Here is a 21,972-nt window from a genome sequence, read left to right as displayed (position 1 = left end):
GTGCCCGGCATTTTTGTTTGTTGAAGGCTCTCTCGTCCTGTTCGGGCTTGTCGCTGTCGTCTGCAACGGATTGATTTTGTTGGGATCGGCAGATCCTTGGCACTAGGCCTGGGGATGACGATCGCGGGCGGGGATGTTCGTGCTCTGCCCGGATGTCGGGTCTTTCGGACGTCGGCGGCAGATGCTCCTCGTATGGTTTTCGGCTGATCGCTTGGCGAACCGGAAACCCTTCTCACGCACCCGTCTTGCGGGCGGAGACGATGAGCATCATGGGGCGTTCCAGCTCCTCGGCAAGCTCCGGCGTGGCGGCGATCTGGTTTGGCGTGGGTGCAAATTCGGCGATCCGGCGCATCGCGAAACCGGCGTCAAGGAGCGTGTTGAGCGTCGTTGCCAGGGTGCGGTGGTATTTGCGGACGCCTTTGGCAAACCAGTCGGTGCGACGCTCGCCTTCGATGGAATAGCCGTTGACCGGCCAGGTCTTGCGGCCGTCTTTGTCGGCGATCCAGTGGGGGTGCCGGGCTGCCATGAAGATGGGATGCTCGATGGTGAAGATCAGGTCTCCGCCATCGACCAGCGAATGCCCGATCGTCGCCACGAGCCTGCGGAAGTCCTCGACATAGTGGAAGGCCAGGGCGCTGTAGACGAGATCGAAGCGGGCTTGCGGCAGGTCCAGTGTCTCTAGGTCCGCGATGTGGTAGGCGATCGCCGGGTCCGCCGTATCGGCCCGGGCCCTGTCGATCATGTTCTCCGAGAGATCGTATCCGTGGATTTCGGCTGCGCCCTGCGCGCGCATCCAGCGCGCCGCCCAGCCGAAACCGCAGCCGAGATCGGCAATGGTCTTGTCCTTCAGCGTCGGAAGCATGGCGCGGATGGCGGGCCATTCTGGGGCGCCGTCCAGCCCCTTCACCTGCCGGGGCAGCTGGCTGTAGCCGCTGAAGAAGGCGGGGTTGTCGTAGATATTCTGGGCCATGGTCTTCTCCGGCGGCGCTCGGCGCGCTCGAGGTGTTCGTCCCTGTCCCACAGGGGGTGACGCCAGCATGCCTGTGGTGGACGCGAATGGCTATGCCTTCGTTTTCTCCGGGCTTTCTACCGAACCGCCTCGATCACCCCTGCGTCACCCTTCCTCGCCCACTCGGTCAGCACGAAAGCGACGATGCCGGCGAGGGCGAGGGCTGTTGCGAGGGTGAAGAGGGTTCCATCGTAGAAGCGGCCGAAGAGCGTTGCAAACAGGGTGGCGACGAGGCTGGAGCCGGAGGCGATGAGGGAGGCGCCGAGGCCGGCCATGTTGCCGAGCGAGCGCATGGCCATAGCGTTGAGATTGCCGAAGAGGATGCCGATGGCGAAGAAGGCGGGGAAGGCGGACAGCAAGAAGAGAGCGAGCGGTGGCCTGCCGGACCAGACGGCGGATGCCGCCAGCAGCGCCAGTCCGGCTGCGATGAGGCCGGCATAGCCGGCGCGGGCCATCGCCTCCATGCCATAGCGGGAGACGCATCGCGCATTGACGAAGGAGGCGAGGCCGACGCCTACGGCAAGGAGCGCGAAGTAGAGCGGAAAGGTCTCGGCGATGCCGTAAATGTCGAAGAAGAGATCGGCGGCGGTCGCGAGATAGAGAAGCTGCGCGCCGAAGACGAGGCCGGTTGCGAGGGTGAGGCGTGTCACGCGAGGGGATGCGAGGATACGGGCGGCGTTCGCCAGGAGGCTTTTCGGGCGGAGGGGAATGCGGCGGGCCGGGGGCAGCGTTTCGGGTTGGCGATTGACGAACCAGATGCCGAGGAGGAGCGCGATGGCGAGGTAGGCTGCGAAGATGGCGCGCCAGCCGGCCAGCATCATCAGGCCTTGCGCCAGAAGCGGCGCCAGCATGGGCACGAGGATGAAGAGCGTGAACATGAATGAAAGAATGCGGGCCATGGCATCGCCCTCGAACTGGTCGCGGATCATCGCGCGCGTGGCGATCTTCGGGCCGGCCACGCCGATGCCCTGAAGGATGCGGCCGAGCACCAGCATGGGAAGCGATGTTGACTGGAGGGCGACGAGGGTGCCCACGGCGTAGAGGCCGAGACCCAGAAGGAGCGCCTTACGACGACCGATGGCGTCCGACAGGGGCCCGAGGAAGAGCTCGCCGATGGCCATGCCGAAGATGAACAGCGCGATGATGGACTGGGTGGAGAGCGGCGGCGTTGCGGCCATTTCGGCGCCGATGCCGCGAAGAGCAGGCAGGAGGCCATCGATGCTGAGCGCGGTGAGGGAGGTCAGGCAGGCGTAGAGAAGGATCCGCTCGCGCAGGCTTGTCATCGGTGTCCTTTCGGGCGGGGTGGAGGTTGCAGGTCGGCAGATTTGTGCGGGCCGGGGCAGACGGCTGTCAAGGTCATCGGGGATTTCGGGGGCGTTCCCAGCCCCCGTGATCGCCTTCGCTCCAACGACCAGCGCTGCGTGGTAGGAATGGCTTGACGGGGGATCGTCGTCGCGCCATCTGGTCCGGTATACAGGTTCAGGCACCGTTTGCAGCCGACAAGGCGGGGCGGGTGCGGGAAGGGCGGCGTGGCTTACTTCAGGAATGATGGTAGCGAGGGAACGGCGGGGTTCTGGTTCCTCAAGGGCATGCAGGGCATTTTCAGCCTGCCGGCGGCGATCCTGTTGATTTCCTTCGTCGGATTCACGGCCTTCGCGCAGCAGTCGGGCGTGCCCGTCGATCAGGCGGTGTTCATGACGGGGATCGTCTGGGCGCTGCCGGCAAAGCTCATTCTCGTGGGCTCGATCCAGTCCGGGGCCAATCTTTTCGCGGCCTTCGTGGCGGTGACGCTATCGTCGATCCGGCTGATGCCGATGGTGGCGGCGCTGATCCCGGAGATTCGTGCGGAAAAAACGCGCACCTGGGTGCTGCTGATCGTCTCCCACCTGATCGCCGTGACGGCCTGGGTCATGGCGATGGAGCGCGTGCAGCATGTGCCGCGGGTGTACCGGGTCTCCTATGTGCTGGGCCTCGGCTTGACCCTCGTGCTTGCCAACATGCTCGTCGTCGGCGTGCTCTACCAGTATGTGGCGGAGTTTCCGCCGATCGTCGCCGGTTGTCTCTTCTTCCTGACGCCGGTCTATTTCCTCGCCTCCATCTGGAGTTCCGGGCGGCATCCGGTCATCCATATCGCGCTGGTTGTCGGCCTTCTGCTCGGGCCGTTTGCCACGCTGTTTGCGCCGGATTTCGACCTGCTGCTTTCCGGCATCGTCGGGGGGACACTGGCCTGGGGGCTCGACGTGCTGCGGCGCCGGCGGCTGGAGGCACGGGTTTGATGGGGGCCCGGGTTTGATGGGGGAATGGGCATGAACTGGCAACCGGATGCCTGGGGCTACGTGTTCATCGCGATTGCCGGGTTTCTCGCGACCGACATCTGGCGCTGGCTCGGCGTCGTCGCCGGGCGGCGGCTACGGGAGGATTCCGAGGTTCTCAACTGGGTGCGGGCCGTGGCGACCGCGCTGGTGGCGGGCGTCGTTTCCAAGCTCATCGTGTTTCCCACCGGCGTTCTGGAAAGCTCGCCGCTCTGGCTGCGCGTGGGGTCGATCGCCGTCGGCGCGCTCGCCTTCTTTCTCGGACGGCAGGTGCCGGCCATCGGCATCGCCGCGGCCATCGCCTTTCTGGGGGCAGGGCTCTATCTTCTCGGGTTCTGACACGAGATGAGCGGGAGCCCTATGGCCAGAAATACCTCAGCTATGATCGACGGGAGGATGCCGCGTCGGGATGCGGGCGATGGCAGTCTGCTTCAGCGGCGGGCCTCGGGGCCGAGGCGCGCCGCGCTCTGCCTTCGCTGGCTGGCGCTGGCAGCACTCGGCGTGCTGCTCGTCGTCGTCAATCCGCTGGCGGACCGAGCGGCGCAGTATAATCGCGACGTCACCATCGGCAGCACGGCGCTCTACGGCACGCTGCGGGTGATGAACTCGGTGATGAGCGTGGCGAAGGATGCGGATGTGACCGGCGGCGTCGGGGTGGCTTCGGTGACTGCGAGCCCGGGGCAGCTGCTGCAGCCGGTGACGAACACGATCGACCGGATGGCCGACCTACTCTTCTGGCTCGCCATCGTCTCGGGTGTGCTCTCGACGCTGTTCCTGCCGGTCGCCAAGGTGGCGGCCATCGGGCTTGCCGGCGTGTCGCTGCTGCGGGCATGTGTCAGCCTCACGCGACGTCGGCTGCCGCGCTTTGCGGAGCGGCTGATGCATGCGGTGCTGACGCTCTGCCTGCTGGGGGCGGTGGTGCTGCCGCTGTCCTATGCCGTCGCCTTCCATGCGGGCGCGCGCATGACGGACGATGCCTGGCAGGGCGCGACTGTCGTGTTCGACCGGATCAATGCGGATTACGACGCGGAAGCCGTCGGGCAGATCGATGCGCTCCGGGAGACGCAGGTGCCCGCCGTTCCGCAAGCCGCACCGGATACGAGTTTCCTCGGGCGGCTCGGCTCGGCGGTCGATCAGTCGCAATCAGCGATCTCGGGCACGGTCTCGGCGGCCTCCGGGCTGGTGACCTCGCTGACGGAGGGGGTGGCGTCCAAGACCAAGGTCATCACCGACGGTATCGCAATCTCGTCCGACCTGTTCACGGCCTCGATCGCGATCGCGGTTTCCTATCTCGTGAAGATTTTGGTGATGCCGCTGCTGATTCTCGGCGCGGCGCTGTTTTTGATGCGGGCGGCGTTTCGATAGGACTGAAACGCGCGCAGACCTCGCGAGACGTCATCCCGAGGCCTTGTGCCGAGGATCTGCTGTCGTCCCCGCGAACACCATGGTCCTTCAGATCTCGGGCAGTGCAGCAGATGCTCGGGACAGGCCCGAGCATGACGGCAGGGTGGCGTGCGCGGCTTCCTTATCCCAATGCGGCGCGAAGTTTTTCGGCGTTGGCCTTCAGGATGTCGCCGTCTTCCATGGTGCCGGAATGGGCGCGCATGGGGTGGCCTTCGTGGCGGGGGATGATGTGAAAGTGGAGGTGGAAGACGGACTGGCCGGCGGGGGCTTCGTTGAACTGCATGATGGTGATGCCGTCGGCCACGAAGGCCTTTTTCGAGGCGACGGCGAGTTTTTGGACGGCGGCGATCAGCGCGGGCAGGGTGGCGGGGTCGGCGTCGAGCAGGTTGCGCGAAGGGGATTTCGGCACGACGAGCGCGTGGCCGTCGGCCTGCGGCATGACGTCCATGAAGGCGATGACGGCGTCGTCTTCGTAGACCGTGTGGGAGGGGATCTCGCCGCGCAGGATTTTTGCGAAGATGTTGTTGGTGTCGTACTGGGTCATGAGAGGTCCCTTGTAAATATCAGGTGTCGGATTCCACATCCTGCCGCTCGCCCTTCCGGAAGGGGCTGTGCTCGGTGAGGATGTCGCCCATGGCTTCCACGTCGAGGCGTTCGCGCTCGAGATAATCGGCAACCGCGTGTTTCAGGCCGGGATGCGTGAAGTAGTGGGCGGAGTGGGTGGTGACGGGGAGGTAGCCGCGGGCGAGCTTGTGCTCCCCTTGCGCGCCGGCTTCGACGCGCTTCAGGCCGCGGGAAATCGCGAAATCGATGGCCTGGTGGTAGCAGACCTCGAAATGCAGGAAGGGGTGATCCTCGATCGCACCCCAGTGGCGGCCGTAGAGGGCATCGCCGCCGATGAAGTTGATGGCGCCGGCGATGTAGCGGCCCTCGCGCTTGGCCATGACGAGGAGGATATCGTCGGCCATGCGCTCTGATATCAGCGAGTAGAAGGCGCGGGTGAGGTAGGGGCGGCCCCATTTGCGGCTGCCGGTGTCCATGTAGAAGCGGAAGAACTGATCCCAGATCTCTTCGGTCAAGTCCGCGCCGGTCAGCCAGTCCACTGTGATGCCGTTTTCGAGCGCCGCGCGGCGCTCCTTCTTCAGCGCCTTGCGCTTGCGGGAGGCGAGCGTCTCCAGGAAATCGTCGTGGCTGGCATAGTTGTCATTGGTGAAGTGGAATTGCTGGTCCGTGCGATGGAGAAAGTCGGCGTCCTCGAAGGTCGGAACTTCCGCTTCGGGCACGAAGGTGACGTGGGCGGAGGAGACCTTGTGGCGCTTGGCAAGCTCCGTCAGGCCCGCCGCCAGCGCCATGTGCACGGCTTCGGCTGAGAAGGGCTCGGACGCCGCCAGCAGGCGCGGGCCTGTGGCCGGGGTGAAGGGCACGGAGCTTTGGAGTTTCGGGTAATAGCGCCCGCCTGCCCGCTCCAGCGCATCGGCCCAGCCGTGGTCGAAGACGTACTCGCCTTGGCTGTGGTTCTTCAGGTAGCAGACGAGCGCGCCGGCCAGCGCGCCGTTGCCATCTTCCATCAGCAGATGCTGGCCGAGCCAGCCGGTCTCGGCCGTGGCCGAGCCGGAGTCCTCGAGCGCCGAGAGATAGGCGTGGGAGACGAAGGGGTTGAAGGGCACCTCAGGGGTGCTCGAGCCCTTCGACGTGCCGATGAGGCGATCCCAGGCGGCCTTGTCGATGTCCCTGAACGACGTCTCGATGCGGATGCTGACTTCGTCTGCCATGCGTCAGGCCACCAGATCCCCGGTTGAACGCGGCCGCGGTTCGAAGCCCTCGAAGGTCATCTGGTCGGCATGCAGGAAGGTGTGGTCCGCCGCCGCCTCGTCGCGCACTGTCCAGGTGATCACGGTGCGGCCGAGGTCGCGCTGGGCCGAGATGAAGGGGTTCGGCAGGTGGCCATAGTGGTAGGAGATGAAATCGAGACCGAGCGCCATGGCTTCCTCGTGCAGCGCAAACTCCTCCGGCCGTGCGCCTTCGGCGGTGAGGCCGAGGGGGAAGCGCGATTCGAGCGCCTTCAGGTCCTTGAGCAGCCAGTGGTCGAAGCTCATCAGCGCGACCGGGCCGCTATAGCTTTCGAGGATATCGACCACGGAATCGGCAAAGCCCTCGTCGTCGCCCTGGCGGCCCTTCAGCTCCAGCACCAGGGGCACGCGGCCCTTGACGAGGCGCAGGAGCTGGGAGAGCGAGGGGATGCGGTCGGACGTGTTGCCGATGGAGAACAGGCCGAGTTCGCCGACGGTCTTCACGCGGATGTCGCCCTCGACGCCGCAGAGGCGCTTCATGTCGTCATCGTGGAAGACCACGGGCACGCCGTCCGCCGTATATTGCAGGTCGCATTCGATGGCGTAGCCGTGGTCGATGGCGCGCTGGAAGGCGGAGATGGTGTTTTCCCAGATCGCATTGTTCATGTCGTGGTAGCCGCGATGGGCGACCGGCTGGGCCTTTAGGAAAGAAGTGTCCTTATTCTGAGAAAGTGCGGGCATCTTCGTCACGCGATCTCGATGACGGCGTCGATCTCGACGGCGGCGTTGAAGGGCAGGCCGGCCATGCCGACGGCGGCGCGGGCGTGGACGCCGGCTTCGCCGAGGATGGTGACGATGAGGTTTGACGCGCCGTTCATGACGAGGTGCTGGTCGGTGAAGCCCGGCGCCGAGGCGATGAAGCCGTTCAGCTTGACGATGCGGCGGATGCGGCCGAGATCGCCGTCAAGCGCCGCCTTGGCCTGGGCCAGCACGTTGATGGCGCAGAGTTCGGCGGCGCGCTGGGCGCCGGTGACATCAACGTCAGCGCCCACGAGACCGAGCACGGCGACCTTGCCGTTTTCCATCGGCAGCTGTCCGGAAATATAGAGGTGCTGGCCGCTGATGACGAAGGGGACGTAGTTTGCGGCCGGGGCGGCGGCAACCGGCAGGGTGATGCCGAGCTGTTCGATGCGGGCTTCGATTTCTGCGGACATGGATGTCTCCGGACAATATTGTATTCTCATGGGGAATGCGTCATGCACTTCATTGTGCGTTGCGGCGGAAACCGATCCGCCGCCCCGCTTTCGACGCATGCTTCAATATAGCATCGCGCGTCGATCCAACAGGAGCAGTTGAATGTTTCGTTCAGGCATGACCCGATCCGTCGTCGTATCCGCAGCACTTCTGGGGACGACGGTGGTCGGGACGGGGAACGCCACGGCGAACATCCTGGTTCCGCATCGTGCCGTCTACGATCTCGAGCTGAAGGATTCCTCAGAGCGCTCGGGCATTTCCAGCATGTACGGCCGCATGGTCTACGAGTTCAACGGCTCGGCCTGCGACGGCTATACGGTGAGCTTCCGCTTCGTGACCAAGGTGGATACCGGCGAGGACGTGCGGCTGACGGACCAGCAGACGACAACCTTCGAGGACCTGAAGACCGGCAATTTCCGCTTCCTCACGCGCTCCTTCACCGACGAGAAGCTGGACAAGGAAGTGCGTGGGCTCGCCCATGACGCCAAGGACGGTGTGACGGTGGACCTGACGGCGCCGGACAAGCGGGAGGTGGCGCTGGCCCACAGCCTGTTTCCGACCGAGCATATGCTCGAAGTGATCGACCGCGCCAAGCGCGGCGACAAAATTTTCGAATCGCGGATCTTCGACGGCTCCGACAGCGGCGACAAGACGCTGGTGACGACGACGCTGGTCGGCGCGCAGCACAAGCCGAAGGCCGGCGACGAGGATGCGGATGTCGGCAAAGCCGGCGTGATGGCGCAAAAGCCGTTCTGGCCGGTGACGATCTCCTACTTCAACGACGAGGCGACGGGAGACGCCGTGCCGATCTACCGCATGGCCTTCAAGCTCTATGAGAATGGCATCACCCGCGACCTGACGATGGATTACGGGGACTTCGTGCTCAGCGGCAAACTGGCCAACCTCGAAATGTTCAAGCAGGGCGGCGAGGGCACCTGCAAGTAGGCAGCGTCGGCGATTGAGGGCATAAAACCTCGAACTTCACGCCTTTTTCCTTGATATCCGCGGCGTCCCGCTGTATGGCGGGCCGCATTCCACACGTGGGGTCTGGGACGTTTCGGGAGACATCCGTTGCGTTCCGCCCGGTGGCACCGTCATCTGATGGTGCTGTTTTCCCCACGGAGGTTCAACCGGAAAAGGATAAACGGCATGGCATTGCCCGATTTCAGCATGCGCCAGCTTCTTGAAGCTGGTGTTCACTTCGGCCACCAGACTCACCGCTGGAACCCGAAGATGAAGCCCTACATCTTCGGCGAACGTTCCAACGTTCACATCATCGACCTTGCACAGACCGTGCCCATGCTGTCGCGCGCCCTTCAGGCCGTCAGCGACACGGTTGCCAAGGGCGGCCGCGTTCTCTTCGTCGGCACCAAGCGCCAGGCGTCGGAAATCATCGCGGACAGCGCAAAGCGTTCGGCCCAGTATTACGTCAACGCCCGCTGGCTCGGCGGCATGATGACCAACTGGAAGACGATCTCCAACTCGATCCAGCGCCTGCGCAAGCTCGACGAGATCCTTGCGTCCGACGCTTCGGGCTTCACCAAGAAGGAACGCCTGAACCTCGAGCGCGAGCGCGAAAAGCTCAACCGCGCTCTCGGCGGTATCCGAGACATGGGCGGCGTTCCCGACCTGATGTTCATCATCGACACCAACAAGGAGTCGATCGCGATCGAAGAAGCCAAGCGTCTTGGCATCCCGGTCGTCGCCGTTATCGACTCGAACTGCGATCCGGACCAGATCGATTACGCGATCCCCGGCAATGACGACGCTTCTCGCGCCATCTCGCTGTATTGCGACCTGATCGCCCGTGCAGCCCTCGACGGCATCGCCCGTCAGCAGGGTTCGTCCGGCCGCGACCTCGGCGCATCCGCCGACCTGCCGCTCGAGCCGGCTCTGGAAGAAGCCGTCGCGACCGACGCCTGATACCAAGCACGATCATCGGCGGCACCGGAGCGGTGCCAGCCACGATTGACCGAACGGGGCCGTTTGCGACTGATGAAGTGGGCGGCCCCGCTTCTTTTCGAGGATACCGCCACGGTGCGGGTCCACATCGGGTGAGACTGTTCATCACGATGTCATCCTGAGGGGGCACACCCTCACACACTTTCCGGCAAACGCCGCTCGACCGTATCTGAGCGCACCGGACGAGACACAGAAAGAGGCCAAGACGATGACGACCATTACTGCAGCAATGGTGAAGGAACTGCGCGAGAAGTCCGGCGCAGGCATGATGGATTGCAAGAAGGCACTGGGCGAAACCAACGGCGACATGGAAGCCGCGATCGACTGGCTGCGCGCCAAGGGCATCGCCAAGGCCGACAAGAAGTCAGGCCGCACGGCCGCCGAAGGCCTGATCGGCATCACCAGCGCCGGCACCAAGGCCGTCGTCATCGAAGTCAACTCCGAGACCGACTTCGTCGCCCGTAACGACGCCTTCCAGGAACTGGTTCGCGGCTTCGCCAAAGTCGCCGTCGACACGGACGGCACGGTCGATGCGATCAACGCCGCCACCTATCCCGCGACCGGCAAGTCGGTTTCCGACAGCATCAAGGACGCGATCGGCACGATCGGCGAGAACATGACGCTGCGCCGTGCAGCCCTGCTCTCCGTCGAGGACGGCGTCGTCTCGACCTACATCCACAATGCGGTGGCCGACGGTCTCGGCAAGCTCGGCGTGCTCGTGGCTCTGAAGTCCACCGGCGACAAGGACGCCCTGAACGCCATCGGCCGCCAGGTCGCCATGCACATCGCTGCCACCAACCCGCTCGCCATCCGCTCGACGGAAGTCGATGCAGCGGTTGCCGAACGCGAACGCAACGTGTTCATCGAGCAGTCCCGTGCGTCGGGCAAGCCGGACAACATCATCGAAAAGATGGTCGATGGCCGCATGCGCAAGTTCTTCGAAGAAGTCGCGCTGCTCAGCCAGTCCTTCGTGATGAACCCCGACCTCACGGTCGAGGCTGCCATCAAGGAAGCCGAAAAGACGGTCGGCGCGCCGATCGAAGTCACGGGCATGGCCCGCCTCCTGCTCGGCGAAGGCGTCGAGAAGGAAGAAAGCGACTTCGCAGCCGAAGTGGCCGCTGTCGCCAAGGGCTGATTCTTCTTCAGCTTTGCGCAAATCGGAAGGGCATCGCGTGGACAACGCGGTGCCCTTCGTGTATCCGGCTGGACGCAATTAGCGTCGATCCGGTGGACTGATCGTCCGGAAGCGATGCAGCCTCTGCGGGTGCCGTATGCTTGACCCAAACAGCGCGCCGGACGACCGGACGCGCGCCACGACAGGAGTGACGATGTCGGCCGAACCGCTGTATAAACGCGTACTTTTGAAAGCCTCCGGCGAAGCGCTGATGGGCGATCAGGGGTTTGGCATCGACGTTACCGTTGTCGACCGGATCGCCTCCGACATCGCCGCTGCACGCGCCATGGGCGTCGAAGTGGGCGTGGTCGTCGGTGGCGGCAACATCTTCCGTGGTGTCGCTGTGGCGTCCAAGGGTGGCGACCGCGTGACGGGCGACCATATGGGCATGCTGGCGACCGTCATCAATGCGCTGGCGCTGGCGACCTCGCTGCGCAAGCTCGACATCGACACGGTGGTCCTGTCGGCCATCGCCATGCCGGAGATCTGCGAGAGCTTTTCCCAGCGCGCGACGCTCTACCACCTGTCACTCGGCCGCGTCGTGATCTTTGCCGGCGGCACGGGCAACCCGTTCTTCACGACTGATTCGGCCGCTGCCCTCCGCGCAGCGGAAATGGGCGCCCAGGCGATCTTCAAGGGCACGCAAGTGGACGGCATCTATTCGGCCGACCCCAAGAAGGACCCGAACGCGACCCGCTTCGAGCGGCTGACGCATAGCGAAGTGCTCGACAAGGGCCTCGCGGTCATGGACGTTTCGGCCGTGGCGCTCGCGCGCGAAAACAGCATTCCGATCATCGTCTTCTCGATCCATGAGAAGGGCGGGTTCACCGATATCCTGACGGGCGGCGGCCGCGCCACCATCGTCACCGACAACTGAAACGGCAGGGGTCTCGCAGAAAGCGGGATCGCACGGGCCGAGCACGGAGCATAGAACATGAGTGAAGGTATCGACCTCAACGACCTGAAGCGCCGCATGGATGGCGCGATCGCTGCGTTCAAGAACGACATCGCCTCGCTGCGGACGGGACGGGCTTCGGCCAACGTTCTCGATCCGGTGATGGTCGAAGCCTACGGCTCGCGCGTCCCCCTGAACCAGGTCGCCAACATCACGGTGCCCGAGCCGCGCATGCTGGGCGTGTCCATCTGGGATCGCTCCATGGTGAGCGCCGTGGACCGGGCGATTCGCGAATCGAATCTCGGCCTGAACCCGATCATGGACGGCCAGACACTGCGCATTCCCCTGCCGGAGCTCAACGAAGAGCGTCGCCGGTCGCTGGTGAAGGTGGCGCATGATTATGCCGAAAAGAGCAAGGTTGCGATCCGCCACGTTCGTCGCGACGGCATGGACAACCTGAAAAAGGCGGAGAAGGACGGCACGATCGGTCAGGACATCAGCCGCATCCAGTCGGAAAAGGTCCAGAAGATGACCGACGATATGATTTCCGACGTGGACCGCTTGCTCGTCGATAAGGAAAAGGAAATCATGCAGGTCTAGTCTGCATACTGCGTTTTCTCCTCTTCCGCGAAGTCAGGCCGTCCATGTCCGATCCGTCCGCCAGAACGCTTCCCCTCCATATCGCCATCATCATGGACGGCAATGGCCGTTGGGCCGCCCGGCGCGGCCTGCCGCGGACCATGGGACACCGCAAGGGCGTAGAGGCCGTTCGCGAAACTGTGCGTGCGGCCGGCGAACTTGGCATCCGCTATCTCACGCTCTACGCGTTCTCCTCGGAGAACTGGAGCCGGCCGGAACCGGAGGTCAACGACCTCATGGGCCTGCTGAAGGTGTTCATCCGCCGGGATCTGGCGGAACTGCACCGCCAGAACGTGCGGGTCCGCATCATCGGCGACCGCTGGAACCTGCGCAGCGACGTCCTGCCGCTGCTCCTGGAGGCAGAGGAGACGACGCGCAACAATACGGCGATCACCGTCTGCATCGCCTTCAACTACGGCTCGCGCGACGAGATCGCCCGGGCCATGCAGTCGCTGGCGGTGGATGTGGCCGAGGGACGGCTGAGCCCCGAGCAGATCACGCCGCCGCTGATCGCCAGCCGGCTCGATACGGCCGGCATGCCGGATCCCGACCTCGTGATCCGCACCAGCGGCGAGGAGCGGCTCTCCAACTTCCTGCTCTGGCAATCCGCCTATTCGGAGTTCGTCTTCATGCCGGAATACTGGCCCGACTTCGACCGGGCGATGCTGATGCGCGCCATCGACATCTATCGGCAGCGCGATCGGCGCTTCGGCAATGTCGCTCCGGCCTCTGCTGCCGCCTCGTCCGCCACCCCGCCTCCGGCCAGCCTCGCGGTCGGTTCGTGATGGGCCGCGAACTCCAGCTTCGAATCGTTTCCGGGATCGTGCTTGCGGCCGTCGCGCTCGGCGACACCTGGATCGGCGGTCCGGCCTTTGCCATTCTCTCGGCCATCATCGGGCTCGCCGTCTGGCATGAATGGTCGAGCATGACGCGGATCGCCGAGGGCGATCGTGGCGCCTATTTCGCCGGCTGGGGCGTGCAGGCGGTCGTGGCCGTTCTCATCATCGGCGGCGGCGACGAATATGCCTTGCCGGTTCTCATTCTCGCCTCCATCGCCGCCATCGTCTGGTCGCGCTTCCACGGCCGGGGCTGGTGGCTGCCGGGGGGCGTCGCCTATGCCGGGATGACGACGATCTCGCTCGCGACCATCCGCGACGACACGCAGGTCGGCTTCGTCGCCATGCTCTTCGTCTTCGCGGTGGTCTGGGCGACCGATATCCTCGCCTTCTTCTTCGGCCGGGCCATCGGCGGCCCGAAGCTCGCGCCCAGCATCTCGCCCGGCAAGACGTGGTCCGGCGCCATCGGCGGCGCGGTCTCGGGCGTCGTTGCGGGAACGGCCGTCTACGCCTCGTACTTCTCGCTCGAAGATGCGCGCATCCCGCTGGTCGCGCTCGCGCTGTCGATCGCGAGCCAGTGCGGCGATCTGTTCGAATCCTATGTGAAGCGCCGGTGCGGCGTGAAGGACAGCGGCCGCATCATTCCGGGGCATGGCGGCGTCTGGGACCGGGTGGACGGGCTCGTGGTCGCCTGTTTCGCGGCGCTGATCATCGCGCTCGGGGAGGCCATGACGGGCGCCGGCGGCAAGATCGGCTCGTTGCTTCTCGGGCTCTGACGTCATGATGACGACCAGGCGGGCCGGGGCGGTGGCGGGCCCGCAAAAACGTGATTTCGAGGCCCATATCGCATTGCATGCGCCATCTCTATAAGACGGAGCAGCCGGGCTTGCTTCCACGGGTGCGCGTGGCGCCAGCTTTCGACGATCTCGCTCGCTTTCAGCGACCTGACAAGGACGACAATGACCTACCTGGCCGATCTCCTCCATCTCTTCGTGGGCTACATCGTCCCGTTTCTTCTGGTCCTGACGCTGCTCGTCTTCGTGCATGAAATGGGCCATTACCTCGTCGGGCGCTGGTCGGGCATCAAGATCGTCGCCTTTTCCATCGGCTTCGGGCCGGAGCTCGTCGGCTTCAACGACCGGCGCGGCACGCGCTGGAAGTTCTGCGCCATTCCGCTCGGCGGCTACGTCAAGTTCTATGGCGACGAGGATGCGGCGAGCAAGCCGGACTACCAGGCGCTCGAGGGGCTCTCGGCCGAGGAGCGCGGGCGGACCTTTCTGGGTGCGGCGCTCTGGAAGCGGGCGGCGACGGTTGCCGCCGGTCCGATCGCCAATTTCATCCTCGCCATCGTCATCTATGCCCTGCTGTTTTCTGCTTACGGCAAGCCGATCGCCGATCCCGTCGTCTCCGAGGTGAAGGCAGGCAGTGCGGCGGCCGAATCGGGCATTCGGCCGGGCGACCTGCTCGTCTCCATCGACGGCTCCACGGTCACGACCTTCGACGACGTACGCCGCTATGTGGGCGTGCGCCCGGAAATGCCGATCGTCGTGGAAATCCGCCGCGACGGGCAGCTGCTGGAGGTGCCGATGGTGCCGAAGCGCACCGAGATCACCGACCAGTTCGGCAACAAGATGGAAATGGGCATCATCGGCATCGTGACGAACCAGGAGAGCGGCAATTTCCGCCTGCAGAGTTTCGGTCCGCTGGAAGCGATCGGGCAGGGCGCCGTGGAAAGCTGGCATATCGTCACCGGCACCTTCGCCTATATCGGCAATCTCGTGACCGGCCACATGAAGGCCGACCAGCTCGGCGGGCCCATCCGTGTGGCGCAGGCATCGGGGCAGATGGCGACGCTCGGCGTTGCCGCCGTGCTGCAGCTTGCCGCCGTCCTCTCGGTCTCCATCGGTCTTCTCAACCTGATGCCGGTGCCGGTGCTCGATGGCGGTCACCTGATGTTTTATGCGATCGAGGCCATTCGCGGCCGTCCGCTCGGCCCCTCCGCCCAGGACATCGCATTTCGCATCGGCTTTGCCATGGTGCTGATGCTGATGGTTTTCGCCACCTGGAACGATATTTCCTCGCTTGTCGGACGAATGAGCGGCGCGGTTGGCTAAAGGTTAAGGAAGAGGCGCTAAACAGGAGCAAGGCTTCTCTTCAAAGGTTTGATTAGAAACGATTTGTTTACGATAATTCTTGTCAGTAGTGGCCGTTCAGCCACGGTGGGAATTGAAGTAAACGGAAATTAACGTGCTACCTTGCTTGTATGAGAAAAGCGGGTAAAACGGCAGGCATGACCGGAGTCGGCACGAGTTCGCCGCGGGACATTGGAAGAAGGTAAGATCAGAACATGAAGGCTGGTTCAAAGTTTTTGAACGCGGTGTCGGCGGTTGCGCTGTCTGCAGGGATTGTCGCGTCTGGAACTGGCGTCGTCGTTCTTGCCAGTGCGTCTGTCGCTGAAGCTGCAACGATCCGTCGTATCGACGTTCGTGGTGCAACGCGCGTCAGCGCTGAGACGGTTCGCTCCAACATCACCATCGTTCCCGGCCGGGAGTTCACCAATAGCGACATCGACGCTTCGGTGAAGCGCCTGTATGCCACGGGTTACTTCTCCAATGTCAGCATCAACGTTTCCGGTGGTGCGCTGGTCGTGTCCGTCAGCGAGAACAACCTGATCAATCAGGTGGTCTTCAACGGCAACCGCAAGATCACCGACGAAAAGCTGGCCGCGGTCGTCAAGACTCGCTCGCTGGGCGCCTATAGCGAGGCGACCGCGCAGGCCGACATCCAGTCGATCAAGGATGCCTATGCCGGCATCGGCCGCAACGACGTGACCGTGACCGTTCAGACGGCGCCGATCGCGGAAGGGCGCATCAACGTCGCCTTCGTCGTCAACGAAGGCGACCGGACCAAGATCCGCTCGATCAACTTCGTCGGCAACAATGCCTATAGCGATGGCCGTCTGCAGGGCGTCATCTCCACCAAGAAGTCCGGCATCCTGTCCTTCCTCAACCGGAAAGACGTCTACAATGCCGACAAGCTGCGTGCCGACGAGGAGCAGCTTCGCCAGTTCTATTACAACCGTGGCTATGCCGACTTCCGCGTCGTCAGCTCCGACGCCGTTCTCGACGAGACGTCGAACGAGTACACAGTGACGATCACGATCGAAGAAGGCGAGCGCTACGACTTCGGTGCCGTCAATGTCGAATCGACCGTCGAAGGCATCAATGCCGAAGAACTGAAGGGTCTGGTCCAGAGCCGTCAGGGCACGATCTACAAGGCCAAGGACGTTCAGGAAACGATGTCGGAGATCTCCAAGCGCGTCGCCGCGCAAGGGTATCCCTTCGCCCGCGTCACGCCGCGCGGCAACCGCGACTTTGCGGGCCGCACGATCGCCGTCGATTATCTCGTCGACCAGGGTGAGCGCGCCTATATCGAGCGCATCGAAATCCGCGGCAACACCCGCACGCGCGACTACGTCATCCGTCGCGAATTCGACATGAGCGAAGGCGACGCCTTCAACCAGGAAATGATCGCGACGGCCAAGCGCCGCCTCGAAGCGCTCGGGTACTTCTCGACCGTCAACATCTCGACCCAGGCCGGCACTGCGTCCGATCGCGTGGTCGTCATCGTCGATGTGCAGGACCAGTCGACCGGTTCGTTCGGCATCGGCGCCGGCTACTCTGCCGGCAATGGCGGCGGCTTCCTCGTGGAAGCCTCGATCGAGGAAAAGAACTTCCTCGGCCGTGGCCAGTACATCCGCGTCGCAGCCGGTCGTGGCGAAGATAGCAAGACCTACAACGTCTCGTTCACCGAGCCCTACTTCCTCGGCTATCGCCTGGCAGCCGGCTTCGACGTCTTCAAGAACGAGAACGACTTCAACGACGACAACTACAGCTACGAGGATCAGGGCTTCAGCCTGCGCGTCACCGCGCCGATCACCGAGCGCCTGTCATCGACGCTGCGCTACAACTACACGGAACTCGACTACCACGCGTCCGACGACGAGCTGGCCGACCTGTCGTCGCCCTACCGTCGCGTCGTGAACTTCTCGCCGTGGACGCGTTCGTCGATCTCCAACTCGTTCACCTACAACTCGCTCGACGACGCCCAGCTGCCGCATGAAGGCATCCTGGCGACGGCGACGCAGGAATTTGCCGGCCTCGGCGGCACGTCCGACTTCTACAAGCTGACGGCCAAGGCCAAGTGGTACTACACCGTGAACGACGATGCCGACGTGATTGCGTCGCTGTCGGCCGGTGCCGGCCATGTCGTCGGTACGGGCGGCGAGATGGAAGTGTTCGACCAGTTCCAGATCGGCAGCAACGAAATCCGCGGCTTCGAGCGGAACGGTATCGGTCCGCGCAGCCGCGAATATGGCGATGCGATCGGTGGCACGACGTACTTCACGGCTTCGGCCGAGGCGACGTTCCCGCTGCCGGGCGTTCCGCGCGATGCAGGCTTCCGTGGCGCCGTCTTCGCAGATGCCGGCACGCTGTACGGCAACGATGTCAGCACCCGAGCCAGCGACCGCATCGTCGGTACGGATGCGTCGCTGCGTGCATCGCTCGGTGTCGGCCTGCTGTGGGCTTCGCCCTTCGGTCCGCTCCGCGTCGATTACGCGGTTCCGATCGCCAAGGAAGATTACGACAAGGTACAGAACATCAAGTTCGGTATTTCGTCGAATTTCTGATATCGGCAGTCCAGAACTGCATGCCAAACTGTTCTGGAGTCTGGCCCATGGATGTTAACTGGTTTTTCCCGCCGCATGACGGGCTCCGCCTGAGTGATCTGGCGGAGCGCATCGGCGCTTCGCTGCAGGACGAGACGGCCGGTGACCGGATCGTTTCGTCCGTTGCGCCGACCTATCGGGCCGGCCCTCGCGACATCTGCTACATGCTGCAGCGGCGATATCGTGACGAGTTCACGACATCGCAGGCGGCTGCCGTGATCTGCGACGAAAGCGTTGCGTCGATCGTACCGCCGCATATTCCGGTGCTGCTCGCGAAATATCCCCACACCGCCTTCGCGCTTGCCGGCGCCATCTTTCATCCCGAGGCGCTGCGTCCGATCCAGAATCTCGGCGGACAGAGCGGTATCTCGCCGGCGGCCTTCGTCGATCCCACGGCACGGCTGGAAGACGGCATCGATATCGAGGCTACGGCCGTGATCGGGGCAGGGGTCGAGATCGGCTCCGGCACGCGCATCGCCGCCGGCGTCGTCGTCGGCCCGGGCGTGCGGATCGGCCGCGACTGCACGATTTCGGCCGGTGCGACGATCCTCTGCTCGCTCGTCGGCAACAATGTCATCATCCACCCCGGCGCCCGTATCGGGCAGGACGGCTTCGGCAATGCGCCGGGTCCGCGCGGCGGCATGATCAAGATCGTGCAGATCGGCCGCGTCATCCTGCAGGATCATGTGGAGATCGGCGCCAACACGACGATCGACCGCGGCGCGATGGACGACACGGTCATCGGCGAAGGCACGAAGATCGATAATCTCGTGCAGGTCGGTCACAACGTCCGCATCGGGCGCCATTGCGGCATCGCGGCCAAGGTTGGCATTGCCGGCAGCACGCGCATCGGCGACGGCGTCATGATCGGCGGCGCGGCGGCCATCAACGGACATATCACGATCGGCGACCGCAGCCAGATCGGCGCGATGAGCGGCGTGGCCGCGGACGTGCCGGCCGGCGAGCGGTATGGCGGCATTCCCGCGCGCCCCATGCGCGACTTCCTGCGGGAAGCAGCCGAGATCGCGGCACGGGCCAACTTAAGAAAGCGTAAGACGACGACGGGAGACAAGCAATGAGCGACACCCCAATGGGCGATACGGGGGCAACCGTTCTCGGCACGGCCGACATCCGCGAGATCATGAAGCTCTTGCCCCACCGCTATCCGTTTCTGCTGGTCGACAAGATCATCGAGATCGACAGCGACAATTCGGCGATCGGCATCAAGAACGTCACGGCGAACGAGCCGCATTTCACGGGCCACTTTCCCGACCAGCCGATCATGCCCGGCGTTCTGCTGATCGAGGGCATGGCCCAGACGGCGGGCGCGATCTGTGCGCGCAAGACGGCGACGGGCAGCAATCTCGTCTACTTCATGACCATCGACAACGCGCGTTTCCGCAAGCCCGTCGTGCCGGGCGACCGGGTCGAGTATCACGTGGTCAAGCAGAAGCAGCGCGGCAGTATCTGGAAGTTTCATTGCGATGCCAAAGTTGACGGGCACCTCGTCGCGGAAGCTGATATCGGCGCGATGATCATCAGCAAGGACGAAGCCTGACATGATTGCCGAGAGCGCCAAGGTTCATCCGTCCGCCGTCATCGAGGACGGGGCCGTCATCGGCGAGAACGTCACCATCGGCCCGTTCTGCCATGTCGGCGGTCTGGTGGAGCTTGCCGACGATGTCGTGCTGATGAGCCATGTGGTGGTCATCGGCCGCACGAGCGTCGGCCGGGGAACGAGGATCTTCCCCTCGGCGGTGATCGGCGGCGATTCGCAAAGCGTGCATCACAGCGCGGTCGATACCCGGCTCGTGATCGGCGAGAACTGCACGATCCGCGAGGGCGTGACGATGAACACGGGCACCGTGGAGCATGGTGGCCTGACCTCCGTCGGCGACAACAACCTGTTTCTCGCCTATGCGCATGTGGCGCATGACTGCCGGCTCGGCAGCAACATCATCCTGTCCAACAATGTGATGCTGGCCGGCCATGTCGTGGTCGAGGATCGTGCCATTCTGGGGGGCGGCTCGGCCGTACATCAGTTCACGCGCGTCGGCCGGCAGGCCTTCGTCGGCGGTCTCTCGGCCGTCAGCTATGACGTCATTCCCTATGGCATGCTGAACGGCAATCCGGGCATTCTCTCGGGGCTCAACGTCGTCGGCATGTCGCGTGCCGGCCATGACAAAGCTGTGATCCATCAAGTGCGCCGCGCCTACAAGTCGATCTTCGAAGGCACGGGCTCGGTTCGGGCCAATGCGGCGGCGATCCGCGATGATTATCTGGACTGCGCGCCGGTCATGGAGATCCTCGATTTCATCGGCGCGGAAAGCGATCGCGCGCTCTCGTCCCCCACCCGGGGAAAGAAGGGCTGAGCGCCGTGCCGGGCCAGAGCCCGGAATCGTCTGGAGACCGCAAGGGTCGGGGCCGTCTGGCGATCATCGCCGGCGGTGGGCGTCTGCCGCATCATGTGGCGGATGCGGCGCGGGCGCATGGCGAAAATCCTTATATCATCGCGCTGACGGGCGAGGCCGGAGACGGCTGGGGCGGCTATGACAGCTGCACGCTGGGGATCGGTAATTTTCGCGATATCAGCGCGACATTCCGGAATGAAGGCATCGACCGGGTCGTGCTGTCCGGCGGCGTGCAGCGGCGGCCGGAATGGCGGGATATCCGCCCGACGCTGAAGACGCTGTCGCGCGTGCCGGCGGTGCTGAAGACGCTGATCTCCGGCGGCGACGATGCGGTGCTGAAGATGGCGATCGCGCTGATCGAGGCGAGCGGCGCCCGGGTCATCGGCGTACAGGAGATCGTGCCGGAACTTCTGGCCGAGATCGGGCCGATCGGGCGGATCTCGCCCAATGACGATGACCAAAGGGATATCGCAGCGGCAACGGCGGCGGCCAATGCGCTGGGCAAGCTCGATGTCGGGCAGGGCGCCATCGCGGTCGGTGGACGGGTCGTGGCACTCGAGGGCCCCGAGGGCACCGACGCGATGATTGCGCGCGTGGCGGGCCTGCGTCGAGACGGACGGATTTCGCAGCGCCGCCGTGGCGTGCTGGTCAAGCTCTGCAAGCCGCAGCAGGACCTCCGCGCCGATCTGCCCTCCATCGGGCCTTCGACGATCGAGAGTGCATTGGCGGCGGGCCTTGCGGGCATTGCCGTGGAGGCCGGCCGGGCGCTGGTTCTGGAGCGGGCGGCCACCATCGATCTGGCCGATCGCTCGGGCCTGTTCGTAACCGGGCTCGATCGCGCTCTGCCGGTTTCGTGAACCTTCGGACGAAGAGGCCGGTTTCCCGGCGGTTGGTGACACTGTGACGGACGGCGGGCGCATTGTCGTTCCGCGAGCGATTTTCGAGGAGCACGCATGCCGAGAGAGAACGAGCACGGTCCCATCAAGGTTGCGGTCATTGCTGGCGAGGTCTCCGGAGATCTTCTCGGCGGGGATCTGATCCGGGCGCTGAAGGACCGTGTCGGGTCCGTCTCGCTGGTCGGCGTGGGGGGCGAGGCGCTGGAGGAACAGGGGCTCGTCTCGCTGTTCGATTACTCCGAACTCTCGATCATGGGCATTTCGCAGGTGCTGGCCCGTTTGCCGAAGCTGCTGCTGCGCATTCGCCAGACGGCGCAGGCGATCGTCGCTGCAAAGCCGGATGTGCTCGTCATCATCGACAGTCCCGACTTCACCCACCGCGTGGCCAAGCTGGTGCGGGCGTCGCTGCCCGACCTGCCGATCGTCGATTACGTCTGCCCGAGCGTCTGGGCGTGGAAGCCGGAGCGGGCGCTGCGGATGCGGCCTTACGTCGACCATGTCCTCGCCGTCTTGCCGTTCGAGCCGGAGGCGATGGAAACGCTGGGCGGGCCGCCGACGACCTATGTAGGGCATCGGCTGGCCTCGGATGCGGATGTGCTGGCGGTGCGCGCGGCGCAGTGGGCGCGGGGCGAGGCGCGCAGTGAGGCGCGCAGTGAGGCGC

General features: G+C 64.4%; 23 protein-coding genes. 17 read left to right on the top strand and 6 right to left on the bottom strand.

All coding sequences use genetic code 11. The annotated features are described in order from the left end of the window. Positions 1-232: 232 nt before the first annotated feature. The gene (locus tag G8E10_RS23655) at positions 233-970 is read right to left on the bottom strand and encodes a class I SAM-dependent methyltransferase (RefSeq protein ID WP_167130908.1); all 738 of its coding nucleotides are present in this window, start codon (positions 968-970) and stop codon (positions 233-235) included. A gap of 116 nt (positions 971-1,086) precedes the next feature. Beyond that, complete coding sequence (locus tag G8E10_RS23650; protein WP_167130907.1) at positions 1,087-2,292, bottom strand: MFS transporter; 1,206 nt, start codon at positions 2,290-2,292, stop codon at positions 1,087-1,089. A 306-nt stretch (positions 2,293-2,598) separates the two neighbouring features. Between G8E10_RS23650 and G8E10_RS23645 the strand changes: the two genes are divergently transcribed. The 3 genes from G8E10_RS23645 to G8E10_RS23635 are packed head-to-tail and all read left to right on the top strand — an operon-like array spanning position 2,599 to position 4,686. Further along, positions 2,599-3,285, top strand: a complete 687-nt coding sequence (locus G8E10_RS23645; RefSeq protein ID WP_132711000.1) for an AzlC family ABC transporter permease — start codon at positions 2,599-2,601, stop codon at positions 3,283-3,285. Between the two features lie 30 nt (positions 3,286-3,315). After that, positions 3,316-3,660 (top strand): AzlD domain-containing protein, encoded by a 345-nt coding sequence (locus G8E10_RS23640; RefSeq protein ID WP_110728547.1) that lies wholly within the window; start codon positions 3,316-3,318, stop codon positions 3,658-3,660. A gap of 21 nt (positions 3,661-3,681) precedes the next feature. After that, positions 3,682-4,686: a hypothetical protein gene (locus G8E10_RS23635; protein WP_167130906.1), complete on the top strand. Its 1,005-nt coding sequence runs from the start codon at positions 3,682-3,684 to the stop codon at positions 4,684-4,686. Positions 4,687-4,846: 160 nt separating this feature from the next. On the opposite strand, the gene G8E10_RS23630 is transcribed toward G8E10_RS23635, so the two are convergent. The 4 genes from G8E10_RS23630 to G8E10_RS23615 are packed head-to-tail and all read right to left on the bottom strand — an operon-like array spanning position 4,847 to position 7,729. Beyond that, the gene (locus tag G8E10_RS23630; RefSeq protein WP_132447391.1) at positions 4,847-5,269 is read right to left on the bottom strand and encodes an HIT family protein; all 423 of its coding nucleotides are present in this window, start codon (positions 5,267-5,269) and stop codon (positions 4,847-4,849) included. Between the two features lie 19 nt (positions 5,270-5,288). Beyond that, complete coding sequence (locus G8E10_RS23625; RefSeq protein WP_167130905.1) at positions 5,289-6,497, bottom strand: GNAT family N-acetyltransferase; 1,209 nt, start codon at positions 6,495-6,497, stop codon at positions 5,289-5,291. A gap of 3 nt (positions 6,498-6,500) precedes the next feature. Beyond that, on the bottom strand, positions 6,501-7,256 hold the full coding sequence (locus tag G8E10_RS23620; protein WP_167130927.1) for a glycerophosphodiester phosphodiesterase: 756 nt from the start codon (positions 7,254-7,256) through the stop codon (positions 6,501-6,503). 5 nt (positions 7,257-7,261) lie between these two features. Then, the gene (locus G8E10_RS23615; protein ID WP_132447389.1) at positions 7,262-7,729 is read right to left on the bottom strand and encodes a RidA family protein; all 468 of its coding nucleotides are present in this window, start codon (positions 7,727-7,729) and stop codon (positions 7,262-7,264) included. A gap of 142 nt (positions 7,730-7,871) precedes the next feature. Here G8E10_RS23615 and G8E10_RS23610 point away from each other — a divergent pair, with 142 nt between their 5' ends. From G8E10_RS23610 to G8E10_RS23545, 14 genes are all read left to right on the top strand, one after another. After that, positions 7,872-8,714 carry a cell envelope integrity EipB family protein gene (locus tag G8E10_RS23610; RefSeq protein WP_165910562.1) on the top strand — a complete coding sequence of 281 codons (843 nt, stop codon included), beginning with the start codon at positions 7,872-7,874 and terminating at the stop codon, positions 8,712-8,714. Between the two features lie 204 nt (positions 8,715-8,918). Continuing rightward, complete coding sequence (gene rpsB, locus G8E10_RS23605) at positions 8,919-9,692, top strand: 30S ribosomal protein S2 (protein WP_110799031.1); 774 nt, start codon at positions 8,919-8,921, stop codon at positions 9,690-9,692. A gap of 247 nt (positions 9,693-9,939) precedes the next feature. Then, positions 9,940-10,866: a translation elongation factor Ts gene (gene tsf / locus G8E10_RS23600; RefSeq protein ID WP_110799030.1), complete on the top strand. Its 927-nt coding sequence runs from the start codon at positions 9,940-9,942 to the stop codon at positions 10,864-10,866. A 193-nt stretch (positions 10,867-11,059) separates the two neighbouring features. Beyond that, positions 11,060-11,782: a UMP kinase gene (gene pyrH, locus G8E10_RS23595; RefSeq protein ID WP_110728544.1), complete on the top strand. Its 723-nt coding sequence runs from the start codon at positions 11,060-11,062 to the stop codon at positions 11,780-11,782. 57 nt (positions 11,783-11,839) lie between these two features. Next, entirely contained in the window at positions 11,840-12,400 is a 561-nt protein-coding gene (gene frr, locus G8E10_RS23590) for a ribosome recycling factor (protein WP_110799029.1), read from the top strand. A 44-nt stretch (positions 12,401-12,444) separates the two neighbouring features. Next, positions 12,445-13,224 (top strand): isoprenyl transferase, encoded by a 780-nt coding sequence (locus G8E10_RS23585; RefSeq protein ID WP_167130904.1) that lies wholly within the window; start codon positions 12,445-12,447, stop codon positions 13,222-13,224. Then, on the top strand, positions 13,224-14,051 hold the full coding sequence (locus G8E10_RS23580; protein WP_167130903.1) for a phosphatidate cytidylyltransferase: 828 nt from the start codon (positions 13,224-13,226) through the stop codon (positions 14,049-14,051). The genes G8E10_RS23585 and G8E10_RS23580 overlap by 1 nt, the downstream gene beginning before the upstream one ends. A 183-nt stretch (positions 14,052-14,234) precedes the next feature. Beyond that, entirely contained in the window at positions 14,235-15,389 is a 1,155-nt protein-coding gene (gene rseP, locus G8E10_RS23575; protein WP_110799453.1) for an RIP metalloprotease RseP, read from the top strand. A 233-nt stretch (positions 15,390-15,622) separates the two neighbouring features. Beyond that, positions 15,623-17,965 (top strand): outer membrane protein assembly factor BamA, encoded by a 2,343-nt coding sequence (gene bamA, locus G8E10_RS23570; RefSeq protein ID WP_110799026.1) that lies wholly within the window; start codon positions 15,623-15,625, stop codon positions 17,963-17,965. A 47-nt stretch (positions 17,966-18,012) separates the two neighbouring features. Continuing rightward, complete coding sequence (lpxD, locus tag G8E10_RS23565) at positions 18,013-19,083, top strand: UDP-3-O-(3-hydroxymyristoyl)glucosamine N-acyltransferase (RefSeq protein ID WP_110807521.1); 1,071 nt, start codon at positions 18,013-18,015, stop codon at positions 19,081-19,083. An 11-nt stretch (positions 19,084-19,094) separates the two neighbouring features. After that, positions 19,095-19,562, top strand: a complete 468-nt coding sequence (gene fabZ, locus G8E10_RS23560) for a 3-hydroxyacyl-ACP dehydratase FabZ (RefSeq protein WP_110727997.1) — start codon at positions 19,095-19,097, stop codon at positions 19,560-19,562. A 1-nt stretch (position 19,563) separates the two neighbouring features. Beyond that, entirely contained in the window at positions 19,564-20,376 is an 813-nt protein-coding gene (lpxA, locus tag G8E10_RS23555; protein WP_110799023.1) for an acyl-ACP--UDP-N-acetylglucosamine O-acyltransferase, read from the top strand. 5 nt (positions 20,377-20,381) lie between these two features. Beyond that, the gene (locus G8E10_RS23550; protein WP_167130902.1) at positions 20,382-21,272 is read left to right on the top strand and encodes a UDP-2,3-diacylglucosamine diphosphatase LpxI domain-containing protein; all 891 of its coding nucleotides are present in this window, start codon (positions 20,382-20,384) and stop codon (positions 21,270-21,272) included. A gap of 96 nt (positions 21,273-21,368) precedes the next feature. Beyond that, positions 21,369-21,972: lipid-A-disaccharide synthase (locus tag G8E10_RS23545; protein ID WP_425530872.1), on the top strand; the 604-nt coding region annotated here is incomplete at its 3' end.

It is taken from the genome of Ferranicluibacter rubi (genome assembly GCF_011603255.1).
GTDB classification, from domain to species: domain Bacteria; phylum Pseudomonadota; class Alphaproteobacteria; order Rhizobiales; family Rhizobiaceae; genus Ferranicluibacter; species Ferranicluibacter rubi.
This window is presented reverse-complemented; position numbering and strand designations above follow the sequence as displayed.